Consider the following 26,941-nt stretch of genomic DNA (forward strand, 5'->3'; position numbering starts at 1 on the left):
CAAAACAACCAATCCTTTTTCTTTATAAGTAGTGTAGATTTGTTCAAGTTGTTCAAATTGTGGTGCAAGTCCGCATTTTGTTGCAGTATTAACGATGATCATTGGATGATTCTGGTAGTTGCTTAAAGAATAAGTGGTTCCATTTTCTAAAGTCGCATCAAAATCATAAACTGTCATAAAAATTCTCCTTTACGAATTGAGTAAGTACACATTTATTATAGAACAAAAAAACTGAGAAGCTTATGTAAAAGCTCTCAGTTTTTTGTTTAATTATGCAAAGACTTCAGACCATTCGTCGCGTTTTGCTAAGAATTCACGTGCTAACTCTTGTGCACCTTCTAAAGTATGGCTTGCAGCCCAACCACATTGTGTTTCATTACTTGCAGGCACTTCAGTAGCTTCAAGTACATCATTCATTGTCTTTTCTAAAACATCTAGTACATCATCATAGCTTTCATGATTTAGCACAGTTAAGTAAAATCCTGTTTGGCAACCCATTGGAGACCAGTCCACAATGTAGTCAGCATGATTACGAATTAGTTCAGCAGTTAAATGTTCAAGTGAATGTAAGCTGGGCATATCCATATGCTCTTTGTTTGGTTGCTTGAAGCGGACATCGTATTTAATGATTACATCACCATTTTCACCAGTTTTGCGATCTGCAACACGGATATAAGGTGCTTTTACTTTTGTGTGATCTAGATTGAAACTTTCAACGTTCATTTTCATGTAAATTACCTCGATTCATTTTTTGTTCAGTGGTGATAGCTAAATTCTAACATTTATTTGGACTAAGTTGTAGGTACATCCATGATTTTTAACCTTATTTCTATAAATAAGAACATTTACTTAGTGATTTTTATTTTATCAAGCGCTTGAGTTAAGTCTGCTAATAGATCCTCTACATGTTCGATACCTACAGAAAGACGAATCAATCCATCTTTGATTCCCGCTTTTTCCCGTTTATCTTTTGGAATAGAAGCATGTGTCATAATCGAAGGAACTTCAACTAAACTTTCCACGCCGCCTAAACTTTCTGCTAGAATAAATAATTTTAATGATTCAACAAAAGGTACTGCTTCTGCATCTTCTTTTAAGTCAAAAGAAACCATACCGCTGAAACCACTCATTTGTGCTTTTGCAATCTGATAGTTTGGATGGCTTGTTAGTCCAGGGTAATAAACAGTTTCAACAGCTGGATGATTTTCAAGAAAATTTGCTACTGCCAAAGCATTTTTTTGATGTGCTTCCATTCGCACACTTAGAGTTTTGATCCCTCGTTGGATAAGCCAACTATCCTGAGGGCCTAAGACTGCGCCTATCGCATTTTGTAAAAAAACAATTCTTTCTGCTAATTCTGCTTTATTAGTGGTGACTAAACCAGCAACAACATCACTGTGCCCGCCGAGATATTTTGTTCCACTGTGAACGACGATGTCTGCACCAAGTGCTAGTGGCTGTTGGAAATAAGGTGTCGCAAATGTATTGTCAACAATCGTTAAAAGATCATGTTTTTTTGCTATGGCAAGACTGGTTTTTAAATCAGTGATTTTAAGAAGTGGATTACTTGGTGTTTCAAGGTAGAGTGCCTTAGTGTTTGACTGAATCGCTTGTTCAATTTGGTTAAGATCACTTGTATCAATAATTGTGTACACTAAGCCAATTTTAGAAAATACTTTATCAACTAGTCGAAAAGTTCCGCCATAAACATCATCACCAAGTAAGACGTGATCACCGGGTTCAAATAGCGAGAAAACCGTATGGATTCCTGCCAAACCGGAGGAGAAGGCAAAACCTTGAATTCCGCCCTCAAGGTCTGCAATTAGTTCTTCCAATGCGAACCGTGTAGGGTTACCTGAACGAGAATACTCGTATTTTTTTGGTTGACCAACACCATTTTGTCGATAAGTGGATGTTTGATAAATTGGAACGCTCACGGCACCTGTAGTTTGGTCTTCACTAATACCACCATGAATTAATTTTGTTTGAATATGCATGATAATTCCTCCTATAAATAAATGTTTTTTGAAAGATAACGGTCACTTGCATCTGGGAAAATAGTTACGATTGAGCTTCCTGCTGGCAATCGTTGTGCTTCTTTGAGTGCTGCTGCAAAGGCGGCACCACTTGAACTGCCAACTAATAATCCTTGATTCTTAGCCAAAGCACGCGTGTAATAAAATCCTTCCTCATCTGAAATAGTTTCAAAACGAGTAATAGGTAAGGAGTCAAGAAATGGAGGAATGAATTCCACACCAATTCCTTCGATTTCATGAGAACCTGCTTTACCACCATTTAAAATCGAGCCCTCCGGTTCCACACCAATTAGTTGAATATCACTTAGTTGTTCCTTAAGATAACTTGCTGTGCCAGAAAAAGTACCTCCACTACCAATTCCGGCTACAAAACTATCCATTTTTCCTGCTAGTTCGTCAACTAATTCTGGCCCGAGTGTGTGATAATAAGTGGCTGGATTATCAGGATTTTCAAATTGTTTTGGTAGATAAACGTTTTCTAATTCAGCTGCTAATTCCTGGCTTTTTTTGATAGCACCGAGCATTCCGAGCGAAGTAGGTGTATGAATGATCTCTGCACCTAACGCTTTCATAAGCTGTTGTTTTTCAATACTAAACTTTTCTGGTACTACAAAAATCGTTTTTAAACGATAATTTAAAGCAGCTAAGGCTAACCCAATTCCGGTATTGCCGGCGGTTGGTTCAATGATTGTTGTATCTTGATTGATTTTTCCAGTTTTCAATCCTTGCTCAATCAAATAAAGACCTAGTCGATCTTTGACGCTACCTCCAGGATTCAAATATTCAAGTTTTGCATAGATTTTAGACCCTTTTGGTATTGCATATGCATTGTGTGTAAATTCAAATAAAGGTGTTTTGCCAATATAGTCTTGAATCCTTGTTAATATCATAGCTTCCTCCTAAAAAATTCGATAAAAAAGGAGCTGACTATTAAATCAGCTCCTAACTATCATAAATTAATCATGTATTCCAAGAGAATACACGTAAATTATGAAGGGCAGTTAATAGACACGACAAATAGTATGCTGCTTTTTTGCACCATACAACAACAAGTAGTCAATTGGACAAAGTTATATTGTTTGATCATCATGTCTGTTCCTCCAGTAATATTTTCATCAAAAATAGCATGAAAAAATATCAGAGTCAAAGTATTTGATGGTTTTTAGTGATAGGAATAATTGAATAGGGTGCATGATAAAGTGGATCACAGAAGCAAATGAAGAAGTGTTGCTAGATAAAAATGAAGATTTGCTAGTTTTATCCACTGTTGTTTGATACAATAAAAAAGATGATGATAAACAAAAAAGGAGCAATTTAAATGATTTCAGCAAGCGATTTAAAAGCCGGTATGACATTTGTACAAGATGGAAAATTAATTAAAGTTTTAGACGCAAGTCACCACAAACCCGGTAAAGGAAATACGGTTATGCGTATGAAACTAAAAGATGTTCGTTCTGGTGCAACATATGATACAACTTTCCGCCCAGAAGAAAAATTTGAAAAAGCACACATTGATACAAAAGCAGTTCAATACTTATACACAATGGATGATACAGCATTCTTCATGGATTTAGAAACATATGAACAATATGAAATTCCTGTTGAAACAGTTGAAGAAGAAATGAAATACATCTTAGAAAATATGGAAGTAAAAATCCAATTTTTCGGTAGCGAAGTAATTGGTGTACAATTACCAACAACTGTTGTTTTACGTGTTGTTGAAACACAACCTTCAATCAAAGGTGCAACAGTAACTGGTTCAGGCAAACCAGCGACAATGGAAACTGGCTTAGTTGTCAACGTTCCTGACTTTGTTGAAGTAGATGAATTATTAGAAATCAACACAGCTGAAGGTTCTTATATCAAACGTGCCTCAAAATAATGAAAGAAAAAAAGTGCCGCAAAGACCTACTCAGGTCTTTGCGGCACTTTTTTCTAAGGAGGAAATCATTTTTAAACTTCATCAGAACGTGACAGTGGTATCTTCATTGGTAATTAGTTGAATAACATGAGCCAAAAATTTTTCAGGATCTTCTCCTGTTAATTTTTCCTCACGTTTCCCATCGAGTAAATGATACATCTTTTGATCATCTTGTAAGAGATAGTAGTCATTTTCACCTTCAATATGGAATGCTTGAAGATCATCTGGAAATTCAATATGGATGTCAATTACGCTGATACCACCCAAACGACTGGTCAAATAATCTTCTACTTCTTTTGCTGTTACAGTTTTCATATTTTTCGCCTCTTTGTTTTAATAATTTTATTATATACCTATCAAAAAAGATTGGGGTAAAAAACGTCTTGCTGAAATTGAAGCATAATGATCAACGAAGTTCATCTGTTATGCTAAACTATGAAACAGTACGAAGAAGAAAGGACGTAATCGTGATGAAGACATTAGTAATTGTCAGCCATCCCAATCTTCAAGAATCATTGAATCAACAATTTTTTAAAGAGGCATCCAAATCGCTTGCGATTACATGGCATCATTTAGAATCTGTCTATTCAACCGGAGAAATCAACTTAAATGACGAATTAGCGTTGTTAGCGATGCATGATCGAATCATCTTTCAATTTCCTCTTTATTGGTATAGCGCGCCTGCACACTTAAAAATATGGCAAGACACAGTTTTGGCTAAAGCAAGTAAAGTATTGAAAGGGAAAGAATTTGGTGTCGTAGTAACGACTGGTGTGGCGGAAAAAGAATATCAAGCAGGTGGTAAAGAAGAGTTCACCTTGTCTGAATTTTTGCGCCCGTATCAGCGAATTGCTCACAAATTTCAAATGAACTATTTACCTCCATTTGTGTTAGCACAATTTATGTATCAGACTTCTGAGGTACGATTTGAACGCTTGATTGCTTATCAGCAATATCTTTCTTTAACTAGAAAACCAAGTCTTGTTCAGCGAATCAACTGGTTTCTTGAGCAGATAGAAAAAAAATCGTATTTTTCAGAACCGCAAAAGTCCTATCTCCTAGATGGCTTAAAAGAACAACAAGAAATGATCGAAGACTTGACTTTCACACTGAGGGAATTAAAGGAGGAAAATGAATGAATAGTGAGTGGTTACAACAACAAATTGATGAGCTCAATGAAAAAAATGTTCATTATGAAGATGCTGCTTTGTTATTTGAATTGAAAAAATTAGTCAAAGAAAGCGATGAGCGTATCACTCAACTTCAGGGAGAAATTGATGGGAAATCATGGAATCATCGTGAATGGTAAAAACGATTAGAAAATTTTAAGAAAAAAATGTGCATAACTATTGTTATTTGTTACAATGAAGATAAGGCATAACACTATTTTTAACATAAATTATTGGTGGTGAACTTATTGAAAAATAAAAATGAACGAGAAGAAAATGTTCGGATGTCTAGAAGACGTCAGCAAAAGCAACGAATGCAAAAAAGATTATTGATTATTGGTGCTTGCTTGGCAGCAGTCTTGGTGATTGGTGGCTCAGTTTGGGGATTGACGCAGTTCGGAAAATCAAATTCTAGTGCCGAAGAAACGCTTGAAACAACTGTTTCTTCGACGCCAAAAAATGAAAAAAAAGAGAAGAAAAAACAAACCAAACAAGCGACAAAAACAACGGATAGTTCAACAAAAGCATCAACAGGAACAAGTAGTACAGATAAAGAGTCAGCTGATGAACTACAAACGATTCTAACGACTTACTCAAAAAAATTAGCGGAACAAACACCGATCTTGATTGATGAATACCAAACAGAAATCCAATCAAATCAAAATGGGGTTGCAGGATTATCTTCGATTGCGAATCAGAAAGCATTAGCGCTGCAAGCAATTTCAAATGAAGGAATCAGCAAATTAAAAGCTGCACACCAAGCAGATACTTCTTCAACTGTCGATATCAATGCTTTAGTTGATCAATTATCAAGTAAGTACACAACTGAAGTAGCAAAAATATCAGATATTTATTTACGGACAAGTAGCGCGCTACAAGCTGAAGAAGCGAACAAGCAAGAAACAAGTAGTTCAACTTCAGAAGAAACAATGACTTCAGCAGACGAACCGACGGCTGAAACAATAAATAGTCAAACGACCGATACCTCAGAGGCTGGGACAAGTCAAGCTGCAACAACTGTTGTCTTAGCCGGTGAAGGCCCTAATCAAGTTGCACAACGTACGGGTGTACCAGTGGAAACGATCTTAGCGCTGAATGGGATGACGATGGATGATTACTTCTTAACTCCGGGCGCTGTCCTTCAACTGCAATAAGTAAAAAAAACTGCGAGATGTTACTACCTCTAGAAAATTTCTTTTCAAGAGTAGAACAGACTCGCAGTTTTTTTGTTTAAGCTTTCTTCACTCGTTTTTCACGAAGAAAGTAATGAATCGTCATGAAAAATAAAAAGGCTAAACCAATCAGCAAGGAAATTCTTGTTTCAGGATTGATGAACATAAAACAAAGAATAATGGCTAAAAACAATAAAGTTAAATAATTGGTATAAGGGGATAACGGCATTTTAAATGGATGCTCAGTCATCTGTTCCGCATGGATTTTACGGAATTTGATTTCACTGATCAAAATGACAATCCAAGGAACCATTCCTGGTAAAATACTTGAACTATAAACAAAGACAAAAATATTTTCAGAGTGAGTAACAAACATTGGTAGCAAATAATTGATGACCAAGCCAATCAAGATACCTCCTGAAATTGCAACAACTGGGTAAAAGGGGACTCCATGTCGAGACAATTTTAAGAAACGTTTAGACATTTTTCCATTAACTGCCAAGGTGTAAATCATGCGACTTGCGCTGAAAATGCCTGAGTTACAACCAGACAAGGCAGCAGTGATTACGACAAAGTTGATCAATCCAGCGGCAAAAGTGATCCCAATTTTCGCGAATGTTTGAACAAAGGGAGACCCAATCTCACTAAGTTGATTCCATGGATAGATACTTACAATAATAAAAATAGCACCGATATAAAAAATAAGAATGCGTCCAATTGTAGATTGAACAGCTTCAACGATTGTTTTTTGTGGATTTTTTGCTTCACCAGCAGTCATCCCAATTAATTCAATTCCTTGATAAGAAGCAATCACGATGGATAAAGCAAAAAAGAAACCTTTCACGCCACCGGTAAAGAAGCCACCATTTTTCCAAAGATTTGAAATACCAATAGGTTGACCGTGATTACCAAAGCCAAAGAAGATAACGCCTAAACCAGCAACAATCATTAAAATGATCGTTACGACTTTGATCATCGAAAACCAAAATTCTAATTCACCGAAGGCTTTTACTGAAAACAAGTTAGCTAACATCAAGAAAAGTATCACAGTGATACCAGGAATGATGGTTGGTAAATTCGGCCACCAATAATTCATATACTCACCAACGGCAATGACTTCACTAATTCCAACTACGACATATTGAAAAATATTGCTCCAAGCCGTTAAATAACCAGCAACTGGATGGATATAATCACTTGCGTAATTAGCAAATGAACCTGTAGAAGGGTCGACATAAAGCATCTCGCCCAGTGCACGCATGATCAAGTATAGGAACAATCCGGCAACAGCATAAGCAATCATTACAGAGGGGCCAGTCCAGCGAATGGTTGAAGAGGCACCCATAAACAATCCAACGCCGATTGTCCCTCCCAACGCAATCATTCGAATATGACGTGCGCTAAGACTTCGATTTAATTTTCCTTCTTCCATACAAAAACTCCTTTCATAATTTAGAGAATAAGCCAATACATTTGATTAGATTTATCAGTTAAAAAAATAAATTATTGATAAATAAAAACAGTTATTAAATTAATCTCTTGATGTGATTTTACAGAAAGGATTCAAAAAACGCGAGAAGAATTTTAATTTAACCACAAATTTTTTTGTTGAAAATGTTTTCTCAATAGGTTAAACTATCTTTAAATAAAAAGTTAGGTAAACCTAAAAAGGAGTGCTTGGAATGGTGAAACCAACAATCAGCGTACAAAATCTTTCTGTGGCCTATCAAGGAAAGCTTGCTTTGAAAAATATATCTTTAACAATTCAATCAGAAAAAATGACAGGAATCATTGGACCAAATGGTGCGGGAAAATCAACTTTTATGAAATCTTTATTAGAATTGATTCCCAAATCTTCTGGCACTGTGACGTTTTCAGGAAAATCAGTAAAAGAAGTACGAAAAAAAATTGCTTATGTAGAGCAACGAAGTGCAATGGATCTATCCTTTCCGATTGATGTTTTTGGGGTTGTGTTACTTGGAACATATCCTTCGTTAAGAATTGGAAAAAGACCCGGAAAACGAGAAAAAGAGCGAGCAGCACAGGCGTTAGTCAAAGTAGGTATGGAAAAATATGCTGATCGACAAATCAGCGAATTATCTGGTGGCCAATTACAACGAGTATTTATTGCACGAGCGTTAACACAAGGTGCGGAATGGATTTTTTTAGATGAGCCATTTGTGGGAATCGATGCTGTTAGCGAGAAAAAGATTTTTTCAATTTTACAAGAATTGCGTGCAGAAGGTAAAACGATTTTGATCGTTCATCATGATTTGCATAAAGTAAATGAATATTTCGATGAAGTGATTTTATTAAATCGTGAGCTAATTGCGGCTGGGACGGTCCAAGAGACCTTTACTTCAAATAATCTGCAGCTAGCTTATGGTGAAGTAATTGGTCAATTGGTAAAGGGGGAGTAAGCATGATTCAATCGTTTGTTGATGGTGTGTTAAACTATCAGTTTTTACAATATGCACTGATTACATCTATTTTAGTCGGATTAGCTTCAGGAGTGATTGGTTCATTTATTATTTTACGTGGGATGTCTCTGATGGGTGATGCGATTTCTCACGCAGTTTTACCCGGAGTGGCAATTTCTTATATGTTTGGGTTTAGTTATATTTTGGGTGCAACTGCTTTTGGGGTGCTGACTGCCGCATTGATTGGTTTCGTCACACAAAAGAGTCGCTTAAAAAATGATACGGCAATCGGAATTGTTTTTAGTTCATTTTTTGCACTAGGGATCATTCTTATCTCTTTTGCTCAAAGTGCAACTGATCTTTACCATATTCTATTTGGTAATGTTTTAGCTGTTCGCGAGAGTGATTTATACCTCACGGCAATCGTTAGTGCTGTTGTCTTATTATTTATTTTTGTTTTTTATAAGGAGTTGAAAATTACTTCCTTTGATCCAATGATGGCAAAAGCCTATGGATTAAATACAACATTTATTCATTACGCATTGATGTTCTTCTTAACGTTAGTTGCTGTAGTAAGTCTTCAGACAGTAGGAACGATTTTAGTGATTGCCATGTTGATCACACCAGCTGCAACAGCGTACTTGTTAACGAATCGTTTATCAACAATGATTGCTTTATCTGCGAGTTTTGGTGTGTTGAGTGCAATCGTTGGTGTATTTTTCAGTTACAGTTATAACTTACCTTCAGGGGCAACTATCGTGTTAGCATCAGCTGTCTTTTTTGCCCTAGCGTTTTTATTTTCACCAGCAAAAGGTATTTTGTTTCAAAGAAAGGAGCAAACAAATGAAAAAATCTAAATTACTAATCTTGTTATTCGCACTAGGGATTTTCCTGGTAGGTTGCTCAACAAAGAGCGAAAAAGCAGAACAAACAAAAGAAGGAAAATTGACGGTTGTTGCGACAAATTCCATTCTGGCAGATATGGCAAAAGAAGTTGGCAAAGACAAAGTAACGATTCATAGTATCGTACCCGTGGGAACTGACCCACATGAATATGAAGTTTTGCCAGAAGATATCAAAAAAGCCAGTGATGCAAAAGTTATCTTGTATAATGGGCTGAATTTAGAAACAGGCAATGGTTGGTTCAATAATTTGATGGAAACAGCTAAAAAAGTCGAAGAGGAAGATTATTTTGCTGTTAGCCGTGAAGTAGAGCCACTTTATTTAACAAGTACTGGTCAAGAAACACAGGCAGACCCACACGCATGGCTAGATTTGTCTAATGGAATTAAATATGTTGAAGAAATTACTCGGATTTTGAGCGAAAAAGACCCAGAGAATAAAGAAGTGTATGAAAAAAATAGTCAAGAATATTGCCAAAAACTTGAATCATTAGACCAGCAAGCAAAAGAGTCATTTGCTACGATCAGTGAAGAGAAAAAGTTATTAGTCACCAGTGAAGGCGCATTTAAATACTTTTCCAAAGCGTATCAATTACCAGCAACTTACATTTGGGAAATCAACACAGAAAGTCAAGGAACGCCTGATCAAATGACCGCAATTATTGACCAAGTCAAAGCGTCAAAAGTCCCCGGTTTGTTTGTAGAATCGAGTGTGGATCCTCGAAGCATGGAACGTGTATCGAAAGAAACTGGTGTCCCGATTGCTGAAAAATTATTTACAGACTCAGTCGCTAAAGCCGGTGAAGAAGGCGATTCGTACTATGGAATGATGAAATGGAATATTGACGCAATCCATAAAGGTTTATCAAAATAAATGGATCTCAAAGTTGGGCTGAAACATTCTTTTGTTTTGGTTCAACTTTTTTCTATTTTCTGAATTAGTTGTTAAAATAATGTGTCGATAGCAGACAACGAGTTGAAATAAAAAATGTCTTACAAAAAATGTATTTTTAATTCAATGAGATGATTATTTGAGAGCATAATTTTTCACGTTTTTTTAGGCTAATAATGTTTTTTTGTTTCGATTTCCGTTATAGTTAAAGGTAAGAAGGAGAGGTGTAGCTATGAATTTCACACGTAAAGATAAGCAACAAATAAAAGAAGAAGTCTTTCGTTTGCTTGACCAGCAAGAAGCAACTGAAAGAGACCAAGACCTTCAATTTCTTGAAACTGAGATGGCAAAATTATTCATAGCGAATGCAGCAGATGATGTAGTTGAACCAGAACGTTATGTTGGAAAGTGGATTTTTGATGAGTTTCAGCCACTAGATGAAATGACTGGAATTGGTTACTTTGTTTTCATTTCTGCAGTTGGATTCATACCGGGAGTCTTAGTTAAACAGAATCAAGAAATTCAAACTAAAGCTTGGCCAGCACTTTTTTCTGTCATTGGAACTGAAAATGTTATTCAGAAAATCCAAGCAGCTTATTACAAGAGCTCATTTATTGCCCACAGTAAATTAATGAATAGCTATTATAATCAGTTGATGTTAGTGGCACGACCAGGAAAAATCCCACAAACATTTACTTATACACAACAAAAAAATTTACATGAAGATGTTTTATACTCTCGAGATTTATCGGAACTTTCTCAAACAGAGCAAGTACGTTTGCATCAATTGTTGAATACAAAACCAGTTTCTTGGAACTTTTTTCAAGCGTTGGATGATAAGAAAAAGCTGATTTCAACGAATTATTGGGAAGTTTTTGTCACTCGTAATCGTTGGTTAAAGGAAAAGAAAGTCGCCGATCAACAAATTGAGTTTGTTCAATTGAAAAAAGATAAATTATATTATGGGTTATATAGTCGGTAATCTTGATACCAATAACCTATTACTTATTTACAATAGAAGAAAAATGAAATAAGCGAGGCAATTTATGACTTTAAAGGAAGAAATCATTCGCGAAAGTAAACGACTAGGCATTGATAAAATCGGGTTCACGACTGCGGAACCGTTTGATCATTTAAAGGAATCTCTGGAAGAACAAAAAGCCGCAGGTCATACTTCGGGCTTTGAACATCCAGTGATTGAAGAACGACTTTACCCAGAAAAAACATTTGATCACCCCCAATCAATTATTTCCATTGCCTTAGCATATCCTACAAAAATTCATGAGGAAATTCCAAAAGATGAAAAAAGAGGACAGTTTGCCCGTGCTTCTTGGGGAATCGATTATCATGATATTTTACGAGATCGTCTAAATCGTTTGATTGAATTTATTACGATCCGTGGGAAACAGTGGCAAACGGAGGAAGAGTGGCGCTTTGCTCCACAAGTGGACACGGGAGAATTGATTGATGTAGCAGTCGCACAGCGGGCAGGTTTGGGTTTTATTGGGCGCAATGGTCTATTGATTACGGAGGAGTTTGGCTCTTTTGTTTATTTAGGCGAAATTGTTACAAATATCGTTTTCGAACCGGATGAACCTGGTGTATTTGGTTGTGGCGACTGCACCCGTTGTATCGACGGGTGCCCCACGAAAGCATTGCTTGGTGATGGACGAATGAATGCCCAAAGATGCTTGTCTTATCAGACCCAGACAAAAGGGATGATGCCAGAAGAGTATCGAAAAAAAATGCGTAATGTCATTTATGGTTGCGATATTTGTCAGTTAGTTTGCCCATATAATAGAGGTAAAGATTTTCATTTCCATGAAGAAATGGAGCCGAAAGTTGATGAAGTATACCCAAAACTAAAACCAATGCTTTCCATTTCGAATAAAGAATTCAATCAGCAATTTGGACATCTAGCTGGCTCGTGGCGTGGGAAAAAGCCACTTCAAAGAAATGCACTGATTGCCTTGGCGAATCTAGGGGATCGAGAGTCATTACCAGAAATTGCTAATTGTCTAAAAGATATTCGTCCTGTGATTCGTGGGACAGCGGCTTGGGCAATTGGACGCTTAGGTGCAAGAGACCCAGAAGAATGGCTAACTATTCTGCAAGACGCATTGGTGAAAGAAATAGATGAAGAAGCGAAGCTAGAATTTGAAAAAGCAATTGAAACTTTACAAACGAAACAAAGAAAAAAACGGAGATAGCTAAAAAGTGTAAGGTTTTTCCTAATTTTTGCTAATTCACTCATTTTTAGTCAGTAATTGTTGTAACAATTGCTGACTTTTTTGCTGCTTTTGGGCTTTTTTGACTGAAATTTGTTATTTAAGCAAAAAAAAATCGTGTTTTTCTTCTAGATTTTTTGTTCTAATGTTACAAAATGTCAATTTTTTGTGAAAAAACATATTACTTGTTGAAAATGTTTTCTCCTTTGACGCCAAAGGTTTCTACGACTTTAGACTGAGATGATAGACTGGTGAAATGTTACAAATATTAAAAAAATTGTCATTTTGTCATCAAATGTCATCATTCTTTTACCTATGAAATATTTTCAAATGTTAAAGTTAATGACGTTGAAAGAAACTAAGAGGACATGAGGGAGTTTAATATATGAATTCAATGAAGAAAATCGTTTTAGGAACAACTTTTGCTGCAGGTGCTGCAATGTTTGTGGGAGCTACAGAAGCTCATGCTGACGAAACTTACACAGTTAAATCAGGTGATACTTTATCTACAATTTCACAACAATTTGCAGGTGACAATACTTTAATTGACACAATTGCAGAAAAAAATTCTATTTCTGATATTAATCGTATCTACGTTGGTGAAGAATTAACAATCCCAACATCAGGTGAAGTTTCAACTAAAGCAGAAGTAAAAACTGAAACTAAACAAGAAACAGCAACAACTGAACAAGCAACTCAACAATATACATACGTTGCACCAGTTGAAACTGTTGAACCAGTAGTTGCAACACCAGCAACTCCTGCAGCTTCAACAAGTGATGCAAAAGAATGGATCGCTCAAAGAGAATCAAGCGGTTCTTATACAGCTACTAACGGACGTTATATCGGACGTTACCAATTAGATTCATCATACTTAAATGGTGACTACTCAGCTGCCAATCAAGAACGTGTTGCTGATGAATATGTATCATCACGCTACGGTTCATGGGACGCTGCTAAAACATTCTGGTTAGCAAACGGCTGGTACTAAGCCGAGCAACCAACTGAAACCAAAATAGTTGAATCCAAGAAAATCACTTTTGAGTGATTTTCTTGGATTTTTTTTTTAAATCGTAAATTTCTCATATCAATTGCTGTAGAAGAATCGATAAGGGATGCCGTAAGACAAAAAAATAGTGCTGAGATATAATATTTATAAAGCGTTTTCTATTTTTTGACTTAAAAGGAAGGTGAGCGAATGAGTACGATATCAGGACATTCACAAGCGACAATCAACTTGAATAACAATTTATTTTCGAGTATTCGAGTAATTATTGAAACAGCATTTTATGGTAATAATGTACAATTGATTGATCATTTAGCACAGGCATATCAGTTAGCAACCAAGAGTCCTGGAACGATTGTCACAGATTTAGCTGTATCTCATACCGAAGAGTTAAAACTACCAAAGGATAGTAAAGTATTAGTTTTTAATGATGGTGAAATCGTTGGACGAACAGCGGCAGCTCGTAGAGTGATCGGTGAACCAGGAATTAGTCAAGTGAAGTATGAAAAAATTTTGCGGGAAGCAATTTATCAAAGTAGAATACGTCAGTTTTACCATGGCAAAGTCATAGTTGGATTGGACCAGGAATTTTCGGTGAAAGCACATGTGCTGGTTCCAGAAGGATTTGAGAATAATTTGTACTCTTATTTATTAAATTTTGAAGTGCTAACAGCAGAGAGTGAAACTGACTATCAGCATTCGCAAACATATAATGAGGGGGATCTGTACATTTTTGCTGATCCAGAATGGCAGCATCCAGCGTTTCCTGATGGTCTGGTGTTGATTGATGCTATGCATAATGTTGCAGCTGTTTTGGGTCTGCGTTACTTTGGCGAGTTAAAAAAAGCTACGTTGACTCTTGCTTGGGCGTTAGCCAATCGGAATGGTTTCATTGCATGTCATGGAGGATTGAAGCAATATCAATTTCCAACACATCGTTACACAATGGCAGTTTTTGGCCTATCTGGTTCTGGGAAATCAACGATCACTTTAGCGAGAAGTGCAGATGATGTAGTCACTGTATTGCATGATGATGCATTTGTCATCTCAAAAAAGAAGGGATCGACCACAGCATTAGAACCAGCATATTTTGACAAAACACAAGACTATGCTTCAAATGATCTAACAGTTTCATCATTTTTAACTTGTCAAAATGTAGGCGTTACGTTGAATGACTCTGGGGAAAAAGTATTAGTGACTGAAGATATTCGGAATGGCAACGGTCGAGCAATCAAATCAAGGTTTGTTACGCCAAATCGTGTGGATCATTTGGACGATAAAATCGATGCAGTTTTTTGGATTATGAAAGATGATGTTTTTCCACCGGTTGTTAAAATCAATGATCCTATCTTAGCTGCAATTTTTGGTGCAACTTTAGCAACAAAACGGTCAAGTGCAGAAAATATCCGGAAGGAAGAGGTCGATCAATTAGTATATGTTCCATATGCTAATCCGTTTAGAGTATATCCATTAGCTGAGGACTATCAGGCTTTTAAAGAACTATTTGAAAAACAAGATACTGATTGCTATATTTTAAATACAGGATATTTTGACCAAAAAAAAATTACGCCTGAAGTCACTTTGAAAAGTGTAGAGGCTATAGCTAAAAAACAAGCGCAATTTCTGCCACTAGGAAAGCTATCAGAGCTGTCTTATTTGCCGGTGACTGGGTTTCCTGAGCCATTCAATGAAGCAACTTATCAAGAATGTTTGTATCAGCGGTTGACTTCAAGATATCAATTCATTCTGGAACAAGAAGAATTGTTGGGTGGTTATCATGAACTTCCTGCTGAAGCAATAAAATCATTGAAAGGATTGCTAAAAAAATTGAAGAAATAAAGGATGTTGATAAGAACCAAAAAGTTATTTTTAGTGTGAAGACAGTGATTCACAGATAATGTATTCAGGCGAACTATTTCCAACAGCTTTTTTCGGTGGGAGGAAAGTTAAATAATCAATCAAATGAAAAAAGAGCGAGACAGAAGTCCGCTCTTTTTTGTGTTTACAATCAACCAACCGTCTTTGAAAGATAAGTTTTTATTTCTTTTTGATATTTTTTTTTCGACCAATTTCCTGTGTTTAGGTAATCTGCTAACAAATACCCGATGTAAGGACCAGTTGTTAAACCGGATGATCCTAGTCCGCTTGCCACTAGTAAAGTAGGATCATCTGGTACTAAGCCAAAAAATGGTGAAAAATCAGACGTATAAGCACGAGTACCCACACGGAAATGGTAACGCCAAGCGGTAAGTTGTTCCGGATTGGCTAGAAAATCTTTCGTGTGAGTAGTAAGCATTTCATAAGCAGTTTCGGTAGGGGATAAGTCCCAACCACCATCGTTTTCGTGTGTTGCACCAATCAAAATTTTACCAGACATGAATGGAATAAAATCGGCTTCGCCATCCAGCATCGCTACGGGCCATTTGCTACTATTTTGATAAGGAGAATCAAAAACTAGAAGTTGTCCTTTTTGAGGCCGAATATCAACTGTATAGCCAATAGTTTCCAGCAAAGGTTTTAATGCGGGGCCAGGTGTAAGGATGATTCGATCAACTAGTTTTTCGCCAAACGCACCTTGAACCAACCATGCATCACCTTTTGGCTGAAACGCAACACGGTCATTGATGATTGCTACTTGCTGATGTGTTAAACGTTTTGCTAGTTGTGTTAAATAAGCTTTGCCATCAAGCTTTCCACCACCACTAATGTGAAGTGAAGGTGCTGGTTTAAGTAGTTCAAGTTTAGCAGTTGTTTGAGCGGGTGTTAATAGTTCAATGTCACCGATTTCTGGTGCTTCTTTTTTACGTTCCTCCGCTAGTTCGGCAAGTGAAATCAATTCATCTTGCGGTCGTAATAAAAGTGTTCCTGAACGATCATAAATGGTTGAATCTAATTGGAAATCTTGAATCAATTTATCGAAGAAAGCAGCACCATCTTTAGCTAGTTGATACCACTGTTTGTTTCGTCTTTTTGAAAGCCAAGGAGAAATAATTCCCGCACTGGCTTTGGTTGCTTGACCAGTGGAGTCATCAAATAATGTGACTTCAAACTTGGTTGTATCTAAATAATTTGCAAGGGTCATACCGATGATGCCACCGCCAATAATGGCAATTTTTTCCATAAAAGAGCCTCCTTTTTCGTTTTCATTCTTACACAAAAAGAAGATGGATGCAAACACCCATCTTCTTTTTGTTTATTGTTGTTTTTTCTTTAAATAGTAAGGCATAAACTGGGCAAAGCTAATAATCAGTAAGATAAGTAAAACACCCAATGCTGCTTTTGAACCTAAAGTAGTAGCTGCTTCGTAGTGCAACGTGGAGTGGTCTTGCACAAGGTTGATAATGATCGCTACTAGCGAGGTGGCAATCGCACCAGAAAACTGTTGAAGCGTGTTGAATAGTGCATTTCCATCGCCTTGGAACTCTTCGCTTAATGCATTCATTCCAGTAGTCATCATATTACTGTAAGAAAGACCAATACCAATCATGTAGAAAACATGACAAGCTACTAACCAAATCAAGGATGCATGACCAATCAATAAAACGAGAGCTAGCCAACCAATCGTCGATAAGATTAAACCAGCTAAGATTGGTTTTTTAGGTCCATGTTGATCGAGTAATTTTCCGGAGAAAGGAGACAAAATCGCACCAATTGCGGCTCCCGGAAGCATGGACAAACCAGCAATAAATGCGGTATCTCCTTGAACGATTTGAATGAAGTTTGGCAAGACAAATGAAACACCGAGTAGTAAAAATTGATAAACTAAGAAACTAAATAAAAATAATCGGAAGGTTTTATTAGATAGAATCGATAAGCGAATCAAGGGTTGATCAATTGTTTTTGAACGTTGATAGAACACTAAGAAACCAATGATTGCAATAATCAAAGAAACCCAGCTAATTAGTTGACCAATCGTGCTCAGGAATGTTAAAGCACCACTGAAAAGTAAGCATAACCCTAATACGCTAAGTAAATCTAAATGACCACCCTTTGCTACATTTGTTTCAGGGATGGCAAATAGGCCAATCACTAGTGATAACAGTAAGACTGGCACAAGAAATAAGAAAATATGATTCCAAGTAAAAGCGGAGGTCAAAATCCCACCATAGGTTGGTCCAATAGCTGGCGCAATCGCTGTAGTCAATGTTCCGACACCAATCATCGCACCGCGACGATTCATAGGTGCATACGTCAAAATGATATGAAACATCAATGGAAGTGCGATACCAGTTGCAATCCCTTGTAATAGTCGTCCCATTAGAAGAAACATGAAAGTTGGTGAGAAGAAATCAACTAAGATGCCGGCAAGAAACAGAAGATTTGAAAACAAAAATAATTTTCGAATACTAAAATTGCGGTTTAGATAGGTTGATAATGGTACGATGATTGAAATCATCAATAAGTAAATCGTTGTTACCCATTGGACTTGAGCAGTTGTCAAATCAAATTGCTTGATCAACGTTGGGAAAGTTACATTCATCGCAGTTTCAATCAGAACACCTGCGAAGGACATGATCCCAGTTGCAATCACTGCGGGAACAAGTAGTAGTTCTTTTTGTTTTGTCATACATTTCACCTCTTAAAAATTTCGCAAAAAAAGAGAGAAGATTTCTATTGTCAATAGAAATCGCCTCTCTCTCGACACGCATTTACGTGTTATCTGTACGATTGTTTGCTGGAGTTATTTTAGCATAGACTCAAATTTTATGTCAATAAAATTAGTCAAGACATCTCAAAAAGGTTATGATTAAATGGAGTTTAAAAATGGAAACAAAACAAGAAAAAATCGTAAATATATAAATAGGCTAGGAGAAAAAGAAAATGGATAAAATTGAATGGCGTAAAGCTGAATCTGGCTATCGAGTAACAAAAAAACCACAGATTTTAGAATTGCCAGCACAAAATTTTTTTACGATCAAAGGTGTAGGTGATCCAAATCAAGAGGATTTCCAAAGACGCATTGGAGTGTTATACCCAGTGAGTTATGCAATCAAAATGTCACCGAAAAATAATTGGGCTATTCCTGGTTACCAACCATACACAGTTTACCCACTAGAAGGTCAATGGGGATTACAAGAAAAATATTTGCAGGAAAAAGTGATGTTGAAGGAACACTTTGCTTATCAACTGATGATTAAACAGCCTGATTTCGTGACACCGGAGATTGCCCAACTTGCAATGAAGCGTTCAGCAAAAAAGATTCCTGAAGAGTTACTTGCACAATTACAATTTGAGACAATCGAGGAAGGATTAGTTGGACAAATTTTACACATTGGTTCTTACGATGAGGAGCAGAAGAGTTTTGATAAATTAGCAGTCTTTCTCGGAGAAGAAGGATATCAGCGGATAGGAAAAGAACACAAAGAAATTTATTTAAGTGATCCTAGAAGAGTAGCGCCAGAGAAACGAAAAACAATTTTACGTGTGCGCATTGCCAAAAAGTAAAGGATCAAAAGTAATTTTCAAAGTAAACACGCCAATAATTGAGTAAATTTGTTATAATTATGGATGAGAGAGGTGTCCAGGATGAAAAAAAGTCAACGACAGGCATTGATTCGCCAAATAATTACAGAATATCCAATTAGTACACAAGAAGAATTACTTGCACGCTTAGAAGAAGCAGGTGTTAGTGCAACTCAAGCAACAATTTCTCGAGATATTCGTGAAATGAAAGTAATCAAGGTTCAAGATGAAGAGCAACGAGTTCGTTACTCTCTTTTTAGTCAACCATCTGTTTCATTGAATGAACAACGTTTGCGTTCAGCCGTTAAGCGGGAAGTTTTACGAATTGAGACCGTTCAATTTATGGTTGTGGTGTTGACTGAAAAAAATGGCGCAGACGTGGTGACAAACTGGTTAGATGAAGTTGCTTATCCAGAAGTTGCAGCGACAATTGCAGGTTTTGATACATTTATCGTTGTTTGTCGTTCAGAAAGTGAAGCTCAAGCATTCGCGGAAAAATTAGAAAGTATGCGCGAATAAATAATTAGTGAATAGCTAAGACTGTTTTTAACACAAGGATTGTGGATTTGGATTTTTGGTAGTTATTTACAGAGTCCATTTATGAAAGCGTTCTACAAAGAACCTGAGTTGCTGAAAGTTCTATCTGAGTGTTTTTTTAAGTATAAAGTCAAGAACGGGGAAGTTTCGTAGTTTTCCAGTAATGGAGGAGGAAGAATGATGACGGGAATGATTATTTTTTTGACTGTGTTGGTGTATGGAGTAAATTTTTTAGTATATATGTATCTTAAAATCAATAAGATCAAAGATTATTTAGAAAAAATAGCTATTTATTTTGGAACAAATATGACGCTGTTATTTACAAGTGGCATTTTTATGTTTTTTGGTAAATTAGTTGAAGATGGTATTTTAGTATTTGAATGAGCAGATTCTTTGAATAAACCGCTCCACTAGGCTTACACTAGAAATGTAGTAAGAAAGTCGAAAGGAGTAGTACAATGAAAAAATTATACGAAACAGCGATGATTAACCACGGCGGACGAGAAGGTTCAGTCGAAGCACCAAATGGTTCGATGCACATGAAAATTACACCACCAGGAATCCATGCGGAGGGAACTAATCCTGAACAATTATTTGCAGCAGGATATGCTTCATGTTTTAATGGTGCATTACAACATATGGTCAAAGAAGCAGGCTTAGATGCTGACTCAACAGTTAAAGCACGCGTTTCACTTTACACATTAGATGACGGTGGCTACCAGATTGGTGTCATTCTAGAAGCTCATGTTGAAGGCGTTAGTGAAGAAGAAGCACGAAAATTAGTTGATGATGCACATGAATTCTGTCCGTATTCTAAAGCAACTAAAGGAAATATCGAAGTACAAGTAGACCTTGTCTAAAAATACAATGAAGTAATACTTAAGCGTAAGAGCTGACTAGCTGTCAGTTTTTACGCTTTTTATTTTTGTTCTAGACAAACATTTATAATCAATTATAAAGAAAAGGAAACCATAGTTGTCATGGGCTGTGGGGTTTGCTATTGTAGATGCAAGAAGAAAAACTAGGAGGAGCAGTCGATGGCAAAAATCATGGTAGTAGAAGACGAAGAAGTCATTCGTCAACTAATTATGGAAGAGTTAGAAAAGTGGCAATTTGAAACATTTGGAACAACTGATTTCAATCAGGTTTTTTCAGATTTTGAAGAAGAAGCACCGCAATTAGTGTTGTTAGATATCAATCTTCCAGTTTTTGATGGGTATTATTGGTGTCAAAAAATTCGCGAAGTATCAAAAGTACCAATTATTTTTATCTCAAGCCGCAATACAAATATGGACATGATCATGGCAATGAATATGGGAGCAGATGACTTCGTAACCAAGCCCTTTCAAGTAGATGTCTTGATTGCTAAAATCAATGCCCTATTGCGTCGTTCATATAATTATACAGAACTTTCTAGTGAGATGATGAGTCATAATGGAATCACGCTAAATGTAGATAATGGAAGCATGGAGATTAATGGAGAAATCATTGATCTAAGTAAAAATGAGTACCGACTATTGTTCATTTTGATGAAGCAACATGGAAAAATTTTGAGTCGTGAAAAGCTATTACGTGCTTTGTGGGATGATGAACGTTTTGTGGATGATAATACATTAACAGTGAATATCAATCGCTTGCGAAGAAAAATCGAGCAAGCTGGGATCATGGGATACATCGAAACAAAAGTTGGACAAGGATATATCGTTCCTTAGAAAGGGCGGAAAATAGCCAATGAATTTTTTTAGGTATTTAAAAGATCAATGGTCTTTGATTTTAGGCTGGCTTTTTTTTGTAGTATTAACGGCTTTTGTTATGTGGTTAGCCCCTAATATAGAAGTAGATTGGGAAACGATTGCTTATTTAGCTGTTATCCAGAGTGTTTTTCTAGCTTTTTATTTACTGGGTGGTTATCTTGGAAAACGTCGTTGGTGGGCACACTTGGCAAATGTGAAAGAGCATTCTCCATTGCAAAGTTATTTGGAGGGTGGTCATACGGAAGAAGAAAAACTGGTTGAAGAATATATCAATCAACTGATCCGAGAACATCAGGAACTGATGCAACAAGCAATCAGTAATCAACAAGATCAAAAAGATTATATTGATTCATGGGTGCATGAAATCAAAGTGCCATTAGCAGCTTCAGAATTGTTAGTACGTTCGATTGAATTTGATATTGATGACAAAAAATATATGTTGTTAGAAAATGAACTGTCAAAAATCGATGAGTATGTCGAACAAGTTTTATATTATGCACGCTTAGATAGTTTTTCGAGAGATTATTTAATTCAAGAGTACAGTCTAAAAGGAATCATCCAACCGGTGATTCGTAGTCAAGCTAATTATTTTATTCAGAAACAAATCCATTATGAGATCGTTGGCGAAGATGCGATGGTATTAACCGACGCAAAATGGGTTGCTTTTATTTTTAAACAATTATTAAGCAATGCAATCAAATACACATCAAGTTATGGGGAAATCATCATTTTAATTGAAGCGACAAATCAAGGAGTAACTTTAGCTGTGAAAGATTCAGGTATCGGGATTCCCGCCGAAGATGTGAAGCGAATTTTTGATAAGGGCTTTACAGGAATCAATGGGCGATTGACACAGCAGCATTCAACTGGGTTAGGCTTGTACTTGGCAAAGAATCTAGCAGAAAAATTAGGACTGAAGTTAACAGCAGAATCAATCCAAAATCAAGGTACAACAATGACTATATTATTTCCAACTTTAAATTTCTACAATGAAGAACGTTAGAAAATCGTTAGAAAAGAAAAAATTTGCTTGTGTTGTTAACGTTTTCCCTGATAAGTTTCTTTACATGTGAAATAAAAGGAGAAAAGTTATGGAAATATTAATAGCATTAATCCCTATGCTTGCTTGGGGAAGTATCGGCTTAGTCAGCGGGAAAATTGGTGGCGATGCCAATCAACAAACGTTAGGAATGACAATCGGTGCATTCTTGTTTTCTTTAGTCTTGTTTTTTGTAGTAAACCCAGTAATCACCCCTTGGATTTTCTTGATTGGATTTTTATCCGGTTTAGCATGGAGTGTTGGACAAAATGGTCAGTTCCATGGAATGAAATTCATGGGTGTATCCGTAGGGCTACCATTATCAACAGGTTTTCAGTTGATTTTGAATACGATTGCGGGTGCGGTGTTCTTCCATGAATGGACACAAACAAAAGATTTTATTTACGGTTTCATTGCTTTAGCATTACTTGTAAGCGGTGCTTATTTGACTGCTCGTCAAGATGAAGACGGAAAAGTAAATACAGATAATAAAATGCTTGATTTTGGAAAGGGTTTTAGAGCGCTAATCTATTCAACACTAGGTTACGGCGTCTACACCATCATTATCACTTGGGCGCATCTTGACGCATGGTCGATCATCTTGCCACAAAGTGTAGGGATGATCTTAGGTGCAAGCTTTTTTGCCTTCAAAAAAGTTAAAGTCGATCAATTTGTTTGGAAAAACATGATTTCTGGTTTACTCTGGGGAATCGGAAATATTTGTATGTTGTTAACAGTTAAATCACTTGGTTTAGCGGTAGGATTTTCTTTATCACAAATGGGGATCATCATCTCAACTTTAGGTGGTATTTTCATTTTGGGTGAACACAAAACCAAAAAAGAAATGGTTTATGTGATTGTTGGTTGCCTTCTAGTCATTTTAGGTGGTATCCTTTTAGGGTATATGAAAACAGTTTAACCACTGTTTTCCAACCTAAAATGGGGAGGAACTTCAATGGATTTATTTCGTAAGAAAAAGATCGAGCTCAATCAAACGAGTGGTATGAAAAAAGAATTAAAAACAACGGATTTGATTATGCTAGGTATTGGTGCAATCATCGGAACCGGGATATTTGTAGTGACAGGAGTTGCGGCCAATCAAAATGCAGGCCCGGCGCTGTCACTTTCGTTCGTTCTAGCGGCAGTTGTTGTCATTTTGTCAGGATTAAGCTTTGCTGAATTCGCGTCACGTGTGCCAATTCTTGGTGGACCGTATGCATATCTATATGTTGTATTCGGCGAATTTATCGCATGGTTGACTGGTTGGTTACTGATTAGTGAATTTCTATTAGCTGTTTCATCCGTTGCATCTGGTTGGTCTGGATACGTTCAAGGATTTTTAGCTAGTCTGGGTGTAGAGTTACCTACAGCGTTGACTGGAGGATATAATCGTGAAAATGGCACCTATCTGGATTTAATTGCAGTCTTGGTTGTTGTGTTTGTAACGTATATCGTTTCACTAGAAGCAAAGAAAGCTTTGCGTTTAAATAACGTGATGGTATTTGTTAAATTTGGAATTATTGCTTTATTTATTATTGTAGGGATCTTTTTTGTGAAACCTGCAAACTGGACACCGTTTACGCCATTTGGTTTTTCAGGAGTCCTTGATGGTGCAGCATTGGTTTTCTTTGCCTTCTTAGGTTTTGATGCGGTAGCGATGGCAGCAGAAGAAGTGAAAAATCCGCAAAAAGATGTACCAAGAGGAATTATTGGTTCGATTTTGATTGCGACCGTTTTATACATTGTAGTGACGTTGATTTTGACTGGAATCGTACCATTCACAGAGTTAGGTGTAAGTGATCCGGTAGCTTTTGCAATGCGTTATGTAGGCCATGGAACTGTCGGAGCGGTTATTGCAGTTGGAGCGATTTTAACGTTATTAACAGTGACCATTTCAATGATGTATTCTTTGGCACGCTTATTGTTTGCAATTAGTAAAGACGGCTTATTGCCAAAATACATGACGAAGATTGATGAAAAACATCGGACGCCTAAAAAAGCAACTTACACAGCTGGTGTGGTAGCAGTCTTTTTTGCGGGGGCGTTTCCACTTGATGTTTTAGCTGAGCTGACAAATATCACCGCATTAACGTACTTGATTTTGGTGAGTTTAGGGTTATTGAAATTAAGAAAGCAATTTGGACAACCAAAAGCGGGTGAATTCAAAGTACCGTTTGTGCCAGTTCTACCGATTATCTCTATTTTGACTTGTGTCATATTGATGTTACGTTTACAGGCGATTACGTGGATCGTTTTTGTAATCGTTATGCTGATTGGACTGATTATTTACTTCACGTATGGTTATAAAAATAGTGTCATGAATCAAAAACAGGGTGAATCACATTTAAAATAAGTACGAAATAAAAGCTAGAACAAATAGGTTACTATTTGTTCTAGCTTTTTTGATTTTATTGAGTTAGATCAAGTAATTTTTGTTTTAAGTCTTCTTCCATATTCGACAATTCAAGTTCAGCATGACGACGTTTTTCTTTACCTTCTTGTTGGATACGCAAGGTTTCTTGAATTGTTTCAACAAGGTCATTTTGTGTTTTTTGCAATGTTTCGATGTCCACGATTCCTCGTTCGTTTTCTTTCGCTGTTTCAATAGCAGAAATTTTCAACATTTCTGAGTTTTTCTTCAATAAGTCATTGGTTGTTTCAGAAACTTGGCGTTGCGCAGTGACTCCGTCCTTTTGACGAAGCAACGTCAACGCAATAACAACTTGGTTTTTCCATAAAGGAATCGCTGTTGCAACCGAAGCTTGGATTTTTTCCGCCAGTGCTTGGTTCGTGTTTTGGATCAACCGAATTTGTGGTGCTTGCTGAATCGTAATTTGTCGGGCTAAACGTAAATCATGCGTACGTTTATCTAAACGATCTAAAAATTGGGTGTAGTCGTTCGCAATTTGAACATCCATTTGATCGCCTGTTTCTTCAGCTTTTTTCATTGCTTCAGGAATCGTCGTTTTTTGCAATTCTTCCATTTTTAGTTCGCCAGCGGCAATATAAATGTTTAAAGCATCAAAGTAGTCTTTATTTTTTTGATAAAGTTGCTCAAGCATTAAATTATCTTTTAATAATCCATCCTTTTCCTTATCTAATTTGACAGCAATTTTGTCGATCTGTGCACCTATTTTTTGATATTTTGCGGTTACTTCATAAATGGATTGTTTTACTTTACCAAAAACACGTTGGAAAATATTTCCTTCGCCAGCTCGTAGCTCGTCGGGATTTGCTTCTTGTAAACGGTACATCAACTCTGTTAACGAATCTCCAACCGGACCAATATCTTGTACTTGCACATGATTCAGCATAGATTGTGAAAATTCACTTAGCTTAGTTTGCGCAGCAGAACCATAGCTGATAACAGATTGTGCATCGGTAGCATCAATCTTTCCGGCAAGCTGTTTTGCTTGTTCTTGTCTTTCTGGGGGTAATTTGTCAATCAAACGTGCGGCTACTTGTTGTTCTTGTAAAGCATTGATTTCTGCTTGTTGTGTTTGAGTTAAAGTATCTGTCGGTGTTGAAAAAGGATTGTTTAACAGGTCGTCTAACGTACTATCTACAGGTGTAACATTTTTTAGTTCATTTGGATTGTTCTTGTCCATCTGAATTCCTCCTTAGGGCTTGTGGTGAACTTTATAAAAAATCTGAGAGACAAAAAATGTGCAGCTAATTTTGAAAATAACTCGAAGCACACCGAAAAAGCGGCAACTGCTTCGAGTCATTAGCTGACAATTTAAGTGACTCAGAAAAGATTAGTTTTCTTCACTTCTATTATCACGTTTTAAGTTTTGTTTCGCAACTGATATCTCTAAATCTAAGTCATCTAGATCATCTGCTACAAATTGTTGATAATCTTGTGTAATCAAGCTAGCAAGTTGATCGATGATTTGCGCACTTTCTTCTAGTTTGGCATAAGTCTGCTTATTTTTGATTTCATGATCATTGATCTCAATATATTTATCTGTCAAATCAATGAGGTTTGGCAGGTGTGTGTAAAGAAAGTGACTCGCATCATGTAAGCGATGTGGTTCTTTGACTAATTCTTTAAAGAGTGCCTTGGCAGCTTTAACTGTGTCATGACGAAGATCAATTGCTTTTAGTTTTGCTGTTTGATTTAAGTTTACTTGAAGTCGATTGATTTGTGTTTTTGTGTGATTCATTGTTTCTCGGAAAAAATTGATTTCGCTCGGCGTCATGCCAACTTCTGTATAGTGAACTTTTAAATCATCTGATAGTTCAGGAATTTCTTTTGAACGTTTCTTATTCTTTCCAGAACTAAATAGTTTCCATAAGACTAATAAAATTCCGGCTAAGATGATGATGCTACTAATTAGTGAAGAATCTCCACTAAATGAAACAAACATCAGGATTAGTCCGATTCCTAAAATCCATGGCC

The 26,941-nt window shown here is 36.6% G+C and carries 29 protein-coding genes (1 of these 29 cut by a window edge); 19 read left to right on the forward strand and 10 right to left on the reverse strand.

From position 1 onward, the window contains the following. From AC4BC3_RS01950 to AC4BC3_RS01965, 4 genes are all read right to left on the reverse strand, one after another. Positions 1–177, reverse strand: partial view of a glutathione peroxidase gene (locus tag AC4BC3_RS01950; protein ID WP_490466822.1) — the 5' end (the start) only. 300 nt of this gene lie to the left of the window's left edge; 177 of the gene's 477 nt are visible here — the first part of the coding sequence; its start codon is at positions 175–177; its stop codon lies beyond the left edge, outside the window. Between the two features lie 93 nt (positions 178–270). Next, positions 271–729 (reverse strand): S-ribosylhomocysteine lyase, encoded by a 459-nt coding sequence (locus AC4BC3_RS01955; RefSeq protein WP_490466823.1) that lies wholly within the window; start codon positions 727–729, stop codon positions 271–273. A gap of 116 nt (positions 730–845) precedes the next feature. Continuing rightward, entirely contained in the window at positions 846–1,997 is a 1,152-nt protein-coding gene (locus tag AC4BC3_RS01960) for a cystathionine gamma-synthase (protein WP_490466824.1), read from the reverse strand. 11 nt (positions 1,998–2,008) lie between these two features. Beyond that, a complete protein-coding gene (locus AC4BC3_RS01965; protein ID WP_490466825.1) occupies positions 2,009–2,926 on the reverse strand; it encodes a PLP-dependent cysteine synthase family protein in 918 nt (305 codons plus the stop codon). Between the two features lie 428 nt (positions 2,927–3,354). Here AC4BC3_RS01965 and efp point away from each other — a divergent pair, with 428 nt between their 5' ends. Beyond that, positions 3,355–3,918, forward strand: a complete 564-nt coding sequence (efp, locus tag AC4BC3_RS01970) for an elongation factor P (RefSeq protein WP_206898609.1) — start codon at positions 3,355–3,357, stop codon at positions 3,916–3,918. Between the two features lie 81 nt (positions 3,919–3,999). Here efp and AC4BC3_RS01975 read toward each other — a convergent pair whose 3' ends face one another. Next, on the reverse strand, positions 4,000–4,272 hold the full coding sequence (locus AC4BC3_RS01975; RefSeq protein ID WP_206910487.1) for a hypothetical protein: 273 nt from the start codon (positions 4,270–4,272) through the stop codon (positions 4,000–4,002). A gap of 155 nt (positions 4,273–4,427) precedes the next feature. Here AC4BC3_RS01975 and AC4BC3_RS01980 point away from each other — a divergent pair, with 155 nt between their 5' ends. The 3 genes from AC4BC3_RS01980 to AC4BC3_RS01990 all read left to right on the forward strand — a co-directional run bounded on the left by AC4BC3_RS01980 (position 4,428) and on the right by AC4BC3_RS01990 (position 6,280). Further along, entirely contained in the window at positions 4,428–5,096 is a 669-nt protein-coding gene (locus tag AC4BC3_RS01980; RefSeq protein WP_490466826.1) for an NAD(P)H-dependent oxidoreductase, read from the forward strand. Further along, positions 5,093–5,266 (forward strand): hypothetical protein, encoded by a 174-nt coding sequence (locus tag AC4BC3_RS01985; RefSeq protein ID WP_206910491.1) that lies wholly within the window; start codon positions 5,093–5,095, stop codon positions 5,264–5,266. The genes AC4BC3_RS01980 and AC4BC3_RS01985 overlap by 4 nt, the downstream gene beginning before the upstream one ends. Positions 5,267–5,374: 108 nt before the next feature. Beyond that, positions 5,375–6,280 (forward strand): LysM peptidoglycan-binding domain-containing protein, encoded by a 906-nt coding sequence (locus AC4BC3_RS01990; protein WP_490466827.1) that lies wholly within the window; start codon positions 5,375–5,377, stop codon positions 6,278–6,280. A 76-nt stretch (positions 6,281–6,356) separates the two neighbouring features. On the opposite strand, the gene AC4BC3_RS01995 is transcribed toward AC4BC3_RS01990, so the two are convergent. Further along, the gene (locus tag AC4BC3_RS01995; protein WP_490466828.1) at positions 6,357–7,730 is read right to left on the reverse strand and encodes an amino acid permease; all 1,374 of its coding nucleotides are present in this window, start codon (positions 7,728–7,730) and stop codon (positions 6,357–6,359) included. Between the two features lie 250 nt (positions 7,731–7,980). On the opposite strand from AC4BC3_RS01995, the gene AC4BC3_RS02000 reads away from it, so the two are divergent. The 7 genes from AC4BC3_RS02000 (at position 7,981) to AC4BC3_RS02030 (ending at position 15,585) form a co-directional block, all read left to right on the forward strand. Next, positions 7,981–8,718 (forward strand): metal ABC transporter ATP-binding protein, encoded by a 738-nt coding sequence (locus AC4BC3_RS02000; RefSeq protein ID WP_490466829.1) that lies wholly within the window; start codon positions 7,981–7,983, stop codon positions 8,716–8,718. A 2-nt stretch (positions 8,719–8,720) separates the two neighbouring features. Next, positions 8,721–9,575 (forward strand): metal ABC transporter permease, encoded by an 855-nt coding sequence (locus tag AC4BC3_RS02005; protein WP_206910497.1) that lies wholly within the window; start codon positions 8,721–8,723, stop codon positions 9,573–9,575. Further along, positions 9,562–10,494, forward strand: a complete 933-nt coding sequence (gene efaA / locus AC4BC3_RS02010) for an Mn/Fe ABC transporter substrate-binding lipoprotein EfaA (RefSeq protein WP_490466830.1) — start codon at positions 9,562–9,564, stop codon at positions 10,492–10,494. Before AC4BC3_RS02005 ends, efaA begins: the two co-directional genes overlap by 14 nt. 250 nt (positions 10,495–10,744) lie before the next feature. Beyond that, positions 10,745–11,494 carry a hypothetical protein gene (locus AC4BC3_RS02015; protein WP_490466831.1) on the forward strand — a complete coding sequence of 250 codons (750 nt, stop codon included), beginning with the start codon at positions 10,745–10,747 and terminating at the stop codon, positions 11,492–11,494. A gap of 64 nt (positions 11,495–11,558) precedes the next feature. After that, on the forward strand, positions 11,559–12,722 hold the full coding sequence (gene queG / locus AC4BC3_RS02020) for a tRNA epoxyqueuosine(34) reductase QueG (RefSeq protein WP_490466832.1): 1,164 nt from the start codon (positions 11,559–11,561) through the stop codon (positions 12,720–12,722). 403 nt (positions 12,723–13,125) lie between these two features. Continuing rightward, on the forward strand, positions 13,126–13,731 hold the full coding sequence (gene apf / locus AC4BC3_RS02025) for an aggregation-promoting factor (protein WP_206910504.1): 606 nt from the start codon (positions 13,126–13,128) through the stop codon (positions 13,729–13,731). Between the two features lie 207 nt (positions 13,732–13,938). Further along, entirely contained in the window at positions 13,939–15,585 is a 1,647-nt protein-coding gene (locus AC4BC3_RS02030) for a phosphoenolpyruvate carboxykinase (ATP) (RefSeq protein ID WP_490466833.1), read from the forward strand. A 169-nt stretch (positions 15,586–15,754) separates the two neighbouring features. Here the strand turns inward: AC4BC3_RS02030 and AC4BC3_RS02035 are convergent, their stop codons facing one another. Together AC4BC3_RS02035 and AC4BC3_RS02040 are read right to left on the reverse strand one after the other, a co-directional pair. Beyond that, a complete protein-coding gene (locus tag AC4BC3_RS02035) occupies positions 15,755–16,867 on the reverse strand; it encodes an NAD(P)/FAD-dependent oxidoreductase (RefSeq protein WP_490466834.1) in 1,113 nt (370 codons plus the stop codon). Positions 16,868–16,939: 72 nt separating this feature from the next. Beyond that, positions 16,940–18,313: an MFS transporter gene (locus AC4BC3_RS02040; RefSeq protein ID WP_490466835.1), complete on the reverse strand. Its 1,374-nt coding sequence runs from the start codon at positions 18,311–18,313 to the stop codon at positions 16,940–16,942. A 254-nt stretch (positions 18,314–18,567) separates the two neighbouring features. Here AC4BC3_RS02040 and AC4BC3_RS02045 point away from each other — a divergent pair, with 254 nt between their 5' ends. The 8 genes from AC4BC3_RS02045 (at position 18,568) to AC4BC3_RS02080 (ending at position 24,892) form a co-directional block, all read left to right on the forward strand. Next, positions 18,568–19,191, forward strand: coding sequence for a GyrI-like domain-containing protein (locus AC4BC3_RS02045; protein ID WP_206910509.1), 624 nt, complete (start codon positions 18,568–18,570; stop codon positions 19,189–19,191). Positions 19,192–19,272: 81 nt separating this feature from the next. Next, positions 19,273–19,728 carry an arginine repressor gene (locus tag AC4BC3_RS02050; protein WP_206898625.1) on the forward strand — a complete coding sequence of 152 codons (456 nt, stop codon included), beginning with the start codon at positions 19,273–19,275 and terminating at the stop codon, positions 19,726–19,728. A 195-nt stretch (positions 19,729–19,923) separates the two neighbouring features. Beyond that, positions 19,924–20,130: a hypothetical protein gene (locus AC4BC3_RS02055; RefSeq protein WP_206898626.1), complete on the forward strand. Its 207-nt coding sequence runs from the start codon at positions 19,924–19,926 to the stop codon at positions 20,128–20,130. Between the two features lie 74 nt (positions 20,131–20,204). Beyond that, positions 20,205–20,606: an organic hydroperoxide resistance protein gene (locus AC4BC3_RS02060; RefSeq protein ID WP_206910511.1), complete on the forward strand. Its 402-nt coding sequence runs from the start codon at positions 20,205–20,207 to the stop codon at positions 20,604–20,606. Between the two features lie 177 nt (positions 20,607–20,783). Next, complete coding sequence (gene sapR, locus AC4BC3_RS02065) at positions 20,784–21,458, forward strand: two-component system response regulator SapR (RefSeq protein WP_490466836.1); 675 nt, start codon at positions 20,784–20,786, stop codon at positions 21,456–21,458. Between the two features lie 19 nt (positions 21,459–21,477). Then, complete coding sequence (gene sapS / locus AC4BC3_RS02070; RefSeq protein ID WP_490466837.1) at positions 21,478–22,503, forward strand: two-component system sensor histidine kinase SapS; 1,026 nt, start codon at positions 21,478–21,480, stop codon at positions 22,501–22,503. An 88-nt stretch (positions 22,504–22,591) separates the two neighbouring features. Next, positions 22,592–23,458, forward strand: a complete 867-nt coding sequence (locus AC4BC3_RS02075; RefSeq protein WP_206898628.1) for a GRP family sugar transporter — start codon at positions 22,592–22,594, stop codon at positions 23,456–23,458. A gap of 36 nt (positions 23,459–23,494) precedes the next feature. Next, entirely contained in the window at positions 23,495–24,892 is a 1,398-nt protein-coding gene (locus tag AC4BC3_RS02080) for an amino acid permease (RefSeq protein ID WP_490466838.1), read from the forward strand. Positions 24,893–24,947: 55 nt separating this feature from the next. Here the strand turns inward: AC4BC3_RS02080 and AC4BC3_RS02085 are convergent, their stop codons facing one another. Together AC4BC3_RS02085 and AC4BC3_RS02090 are read right to left on the reverse strand one after the other, a co-directional pair. Further along, positions 24,948–26,147 carry a toxic anion resistance protein gene (locus AC4BC3_RS02085; protein ID WP_490466839.1) on the reverse strand — a complete coding sequence of 400 codons (1,200 nt, stop codon included), beginning with the start codon at positions 26,145–26,147 and terminating at the stop codon, positions 24,948–24,950. 150 nt (positions 26,148–26,297) lie between these two features. Continuing rightward, the gene (locus AC4BC3_RS02090; RefSeq protein ID WP_490467277.1) at positions 26,298–26,909 is read right to left on the reverse strand and encodes a 5-bromo-4-chloroindolyl phosphate hydrolysis family protein; all 612 of its coding nucleotides are present in this window, start codon (positions 26,907–26,909) and stop codon (positions 26,298–26,300) included. Between the last annotated feature and the right edge of the window lie 32 nt (positions 26,910–26,941).

The sequence above is a fragment of the Enterococcus sp. AAFC-DPL-6103 genome, from assembly GCF_058216595.1.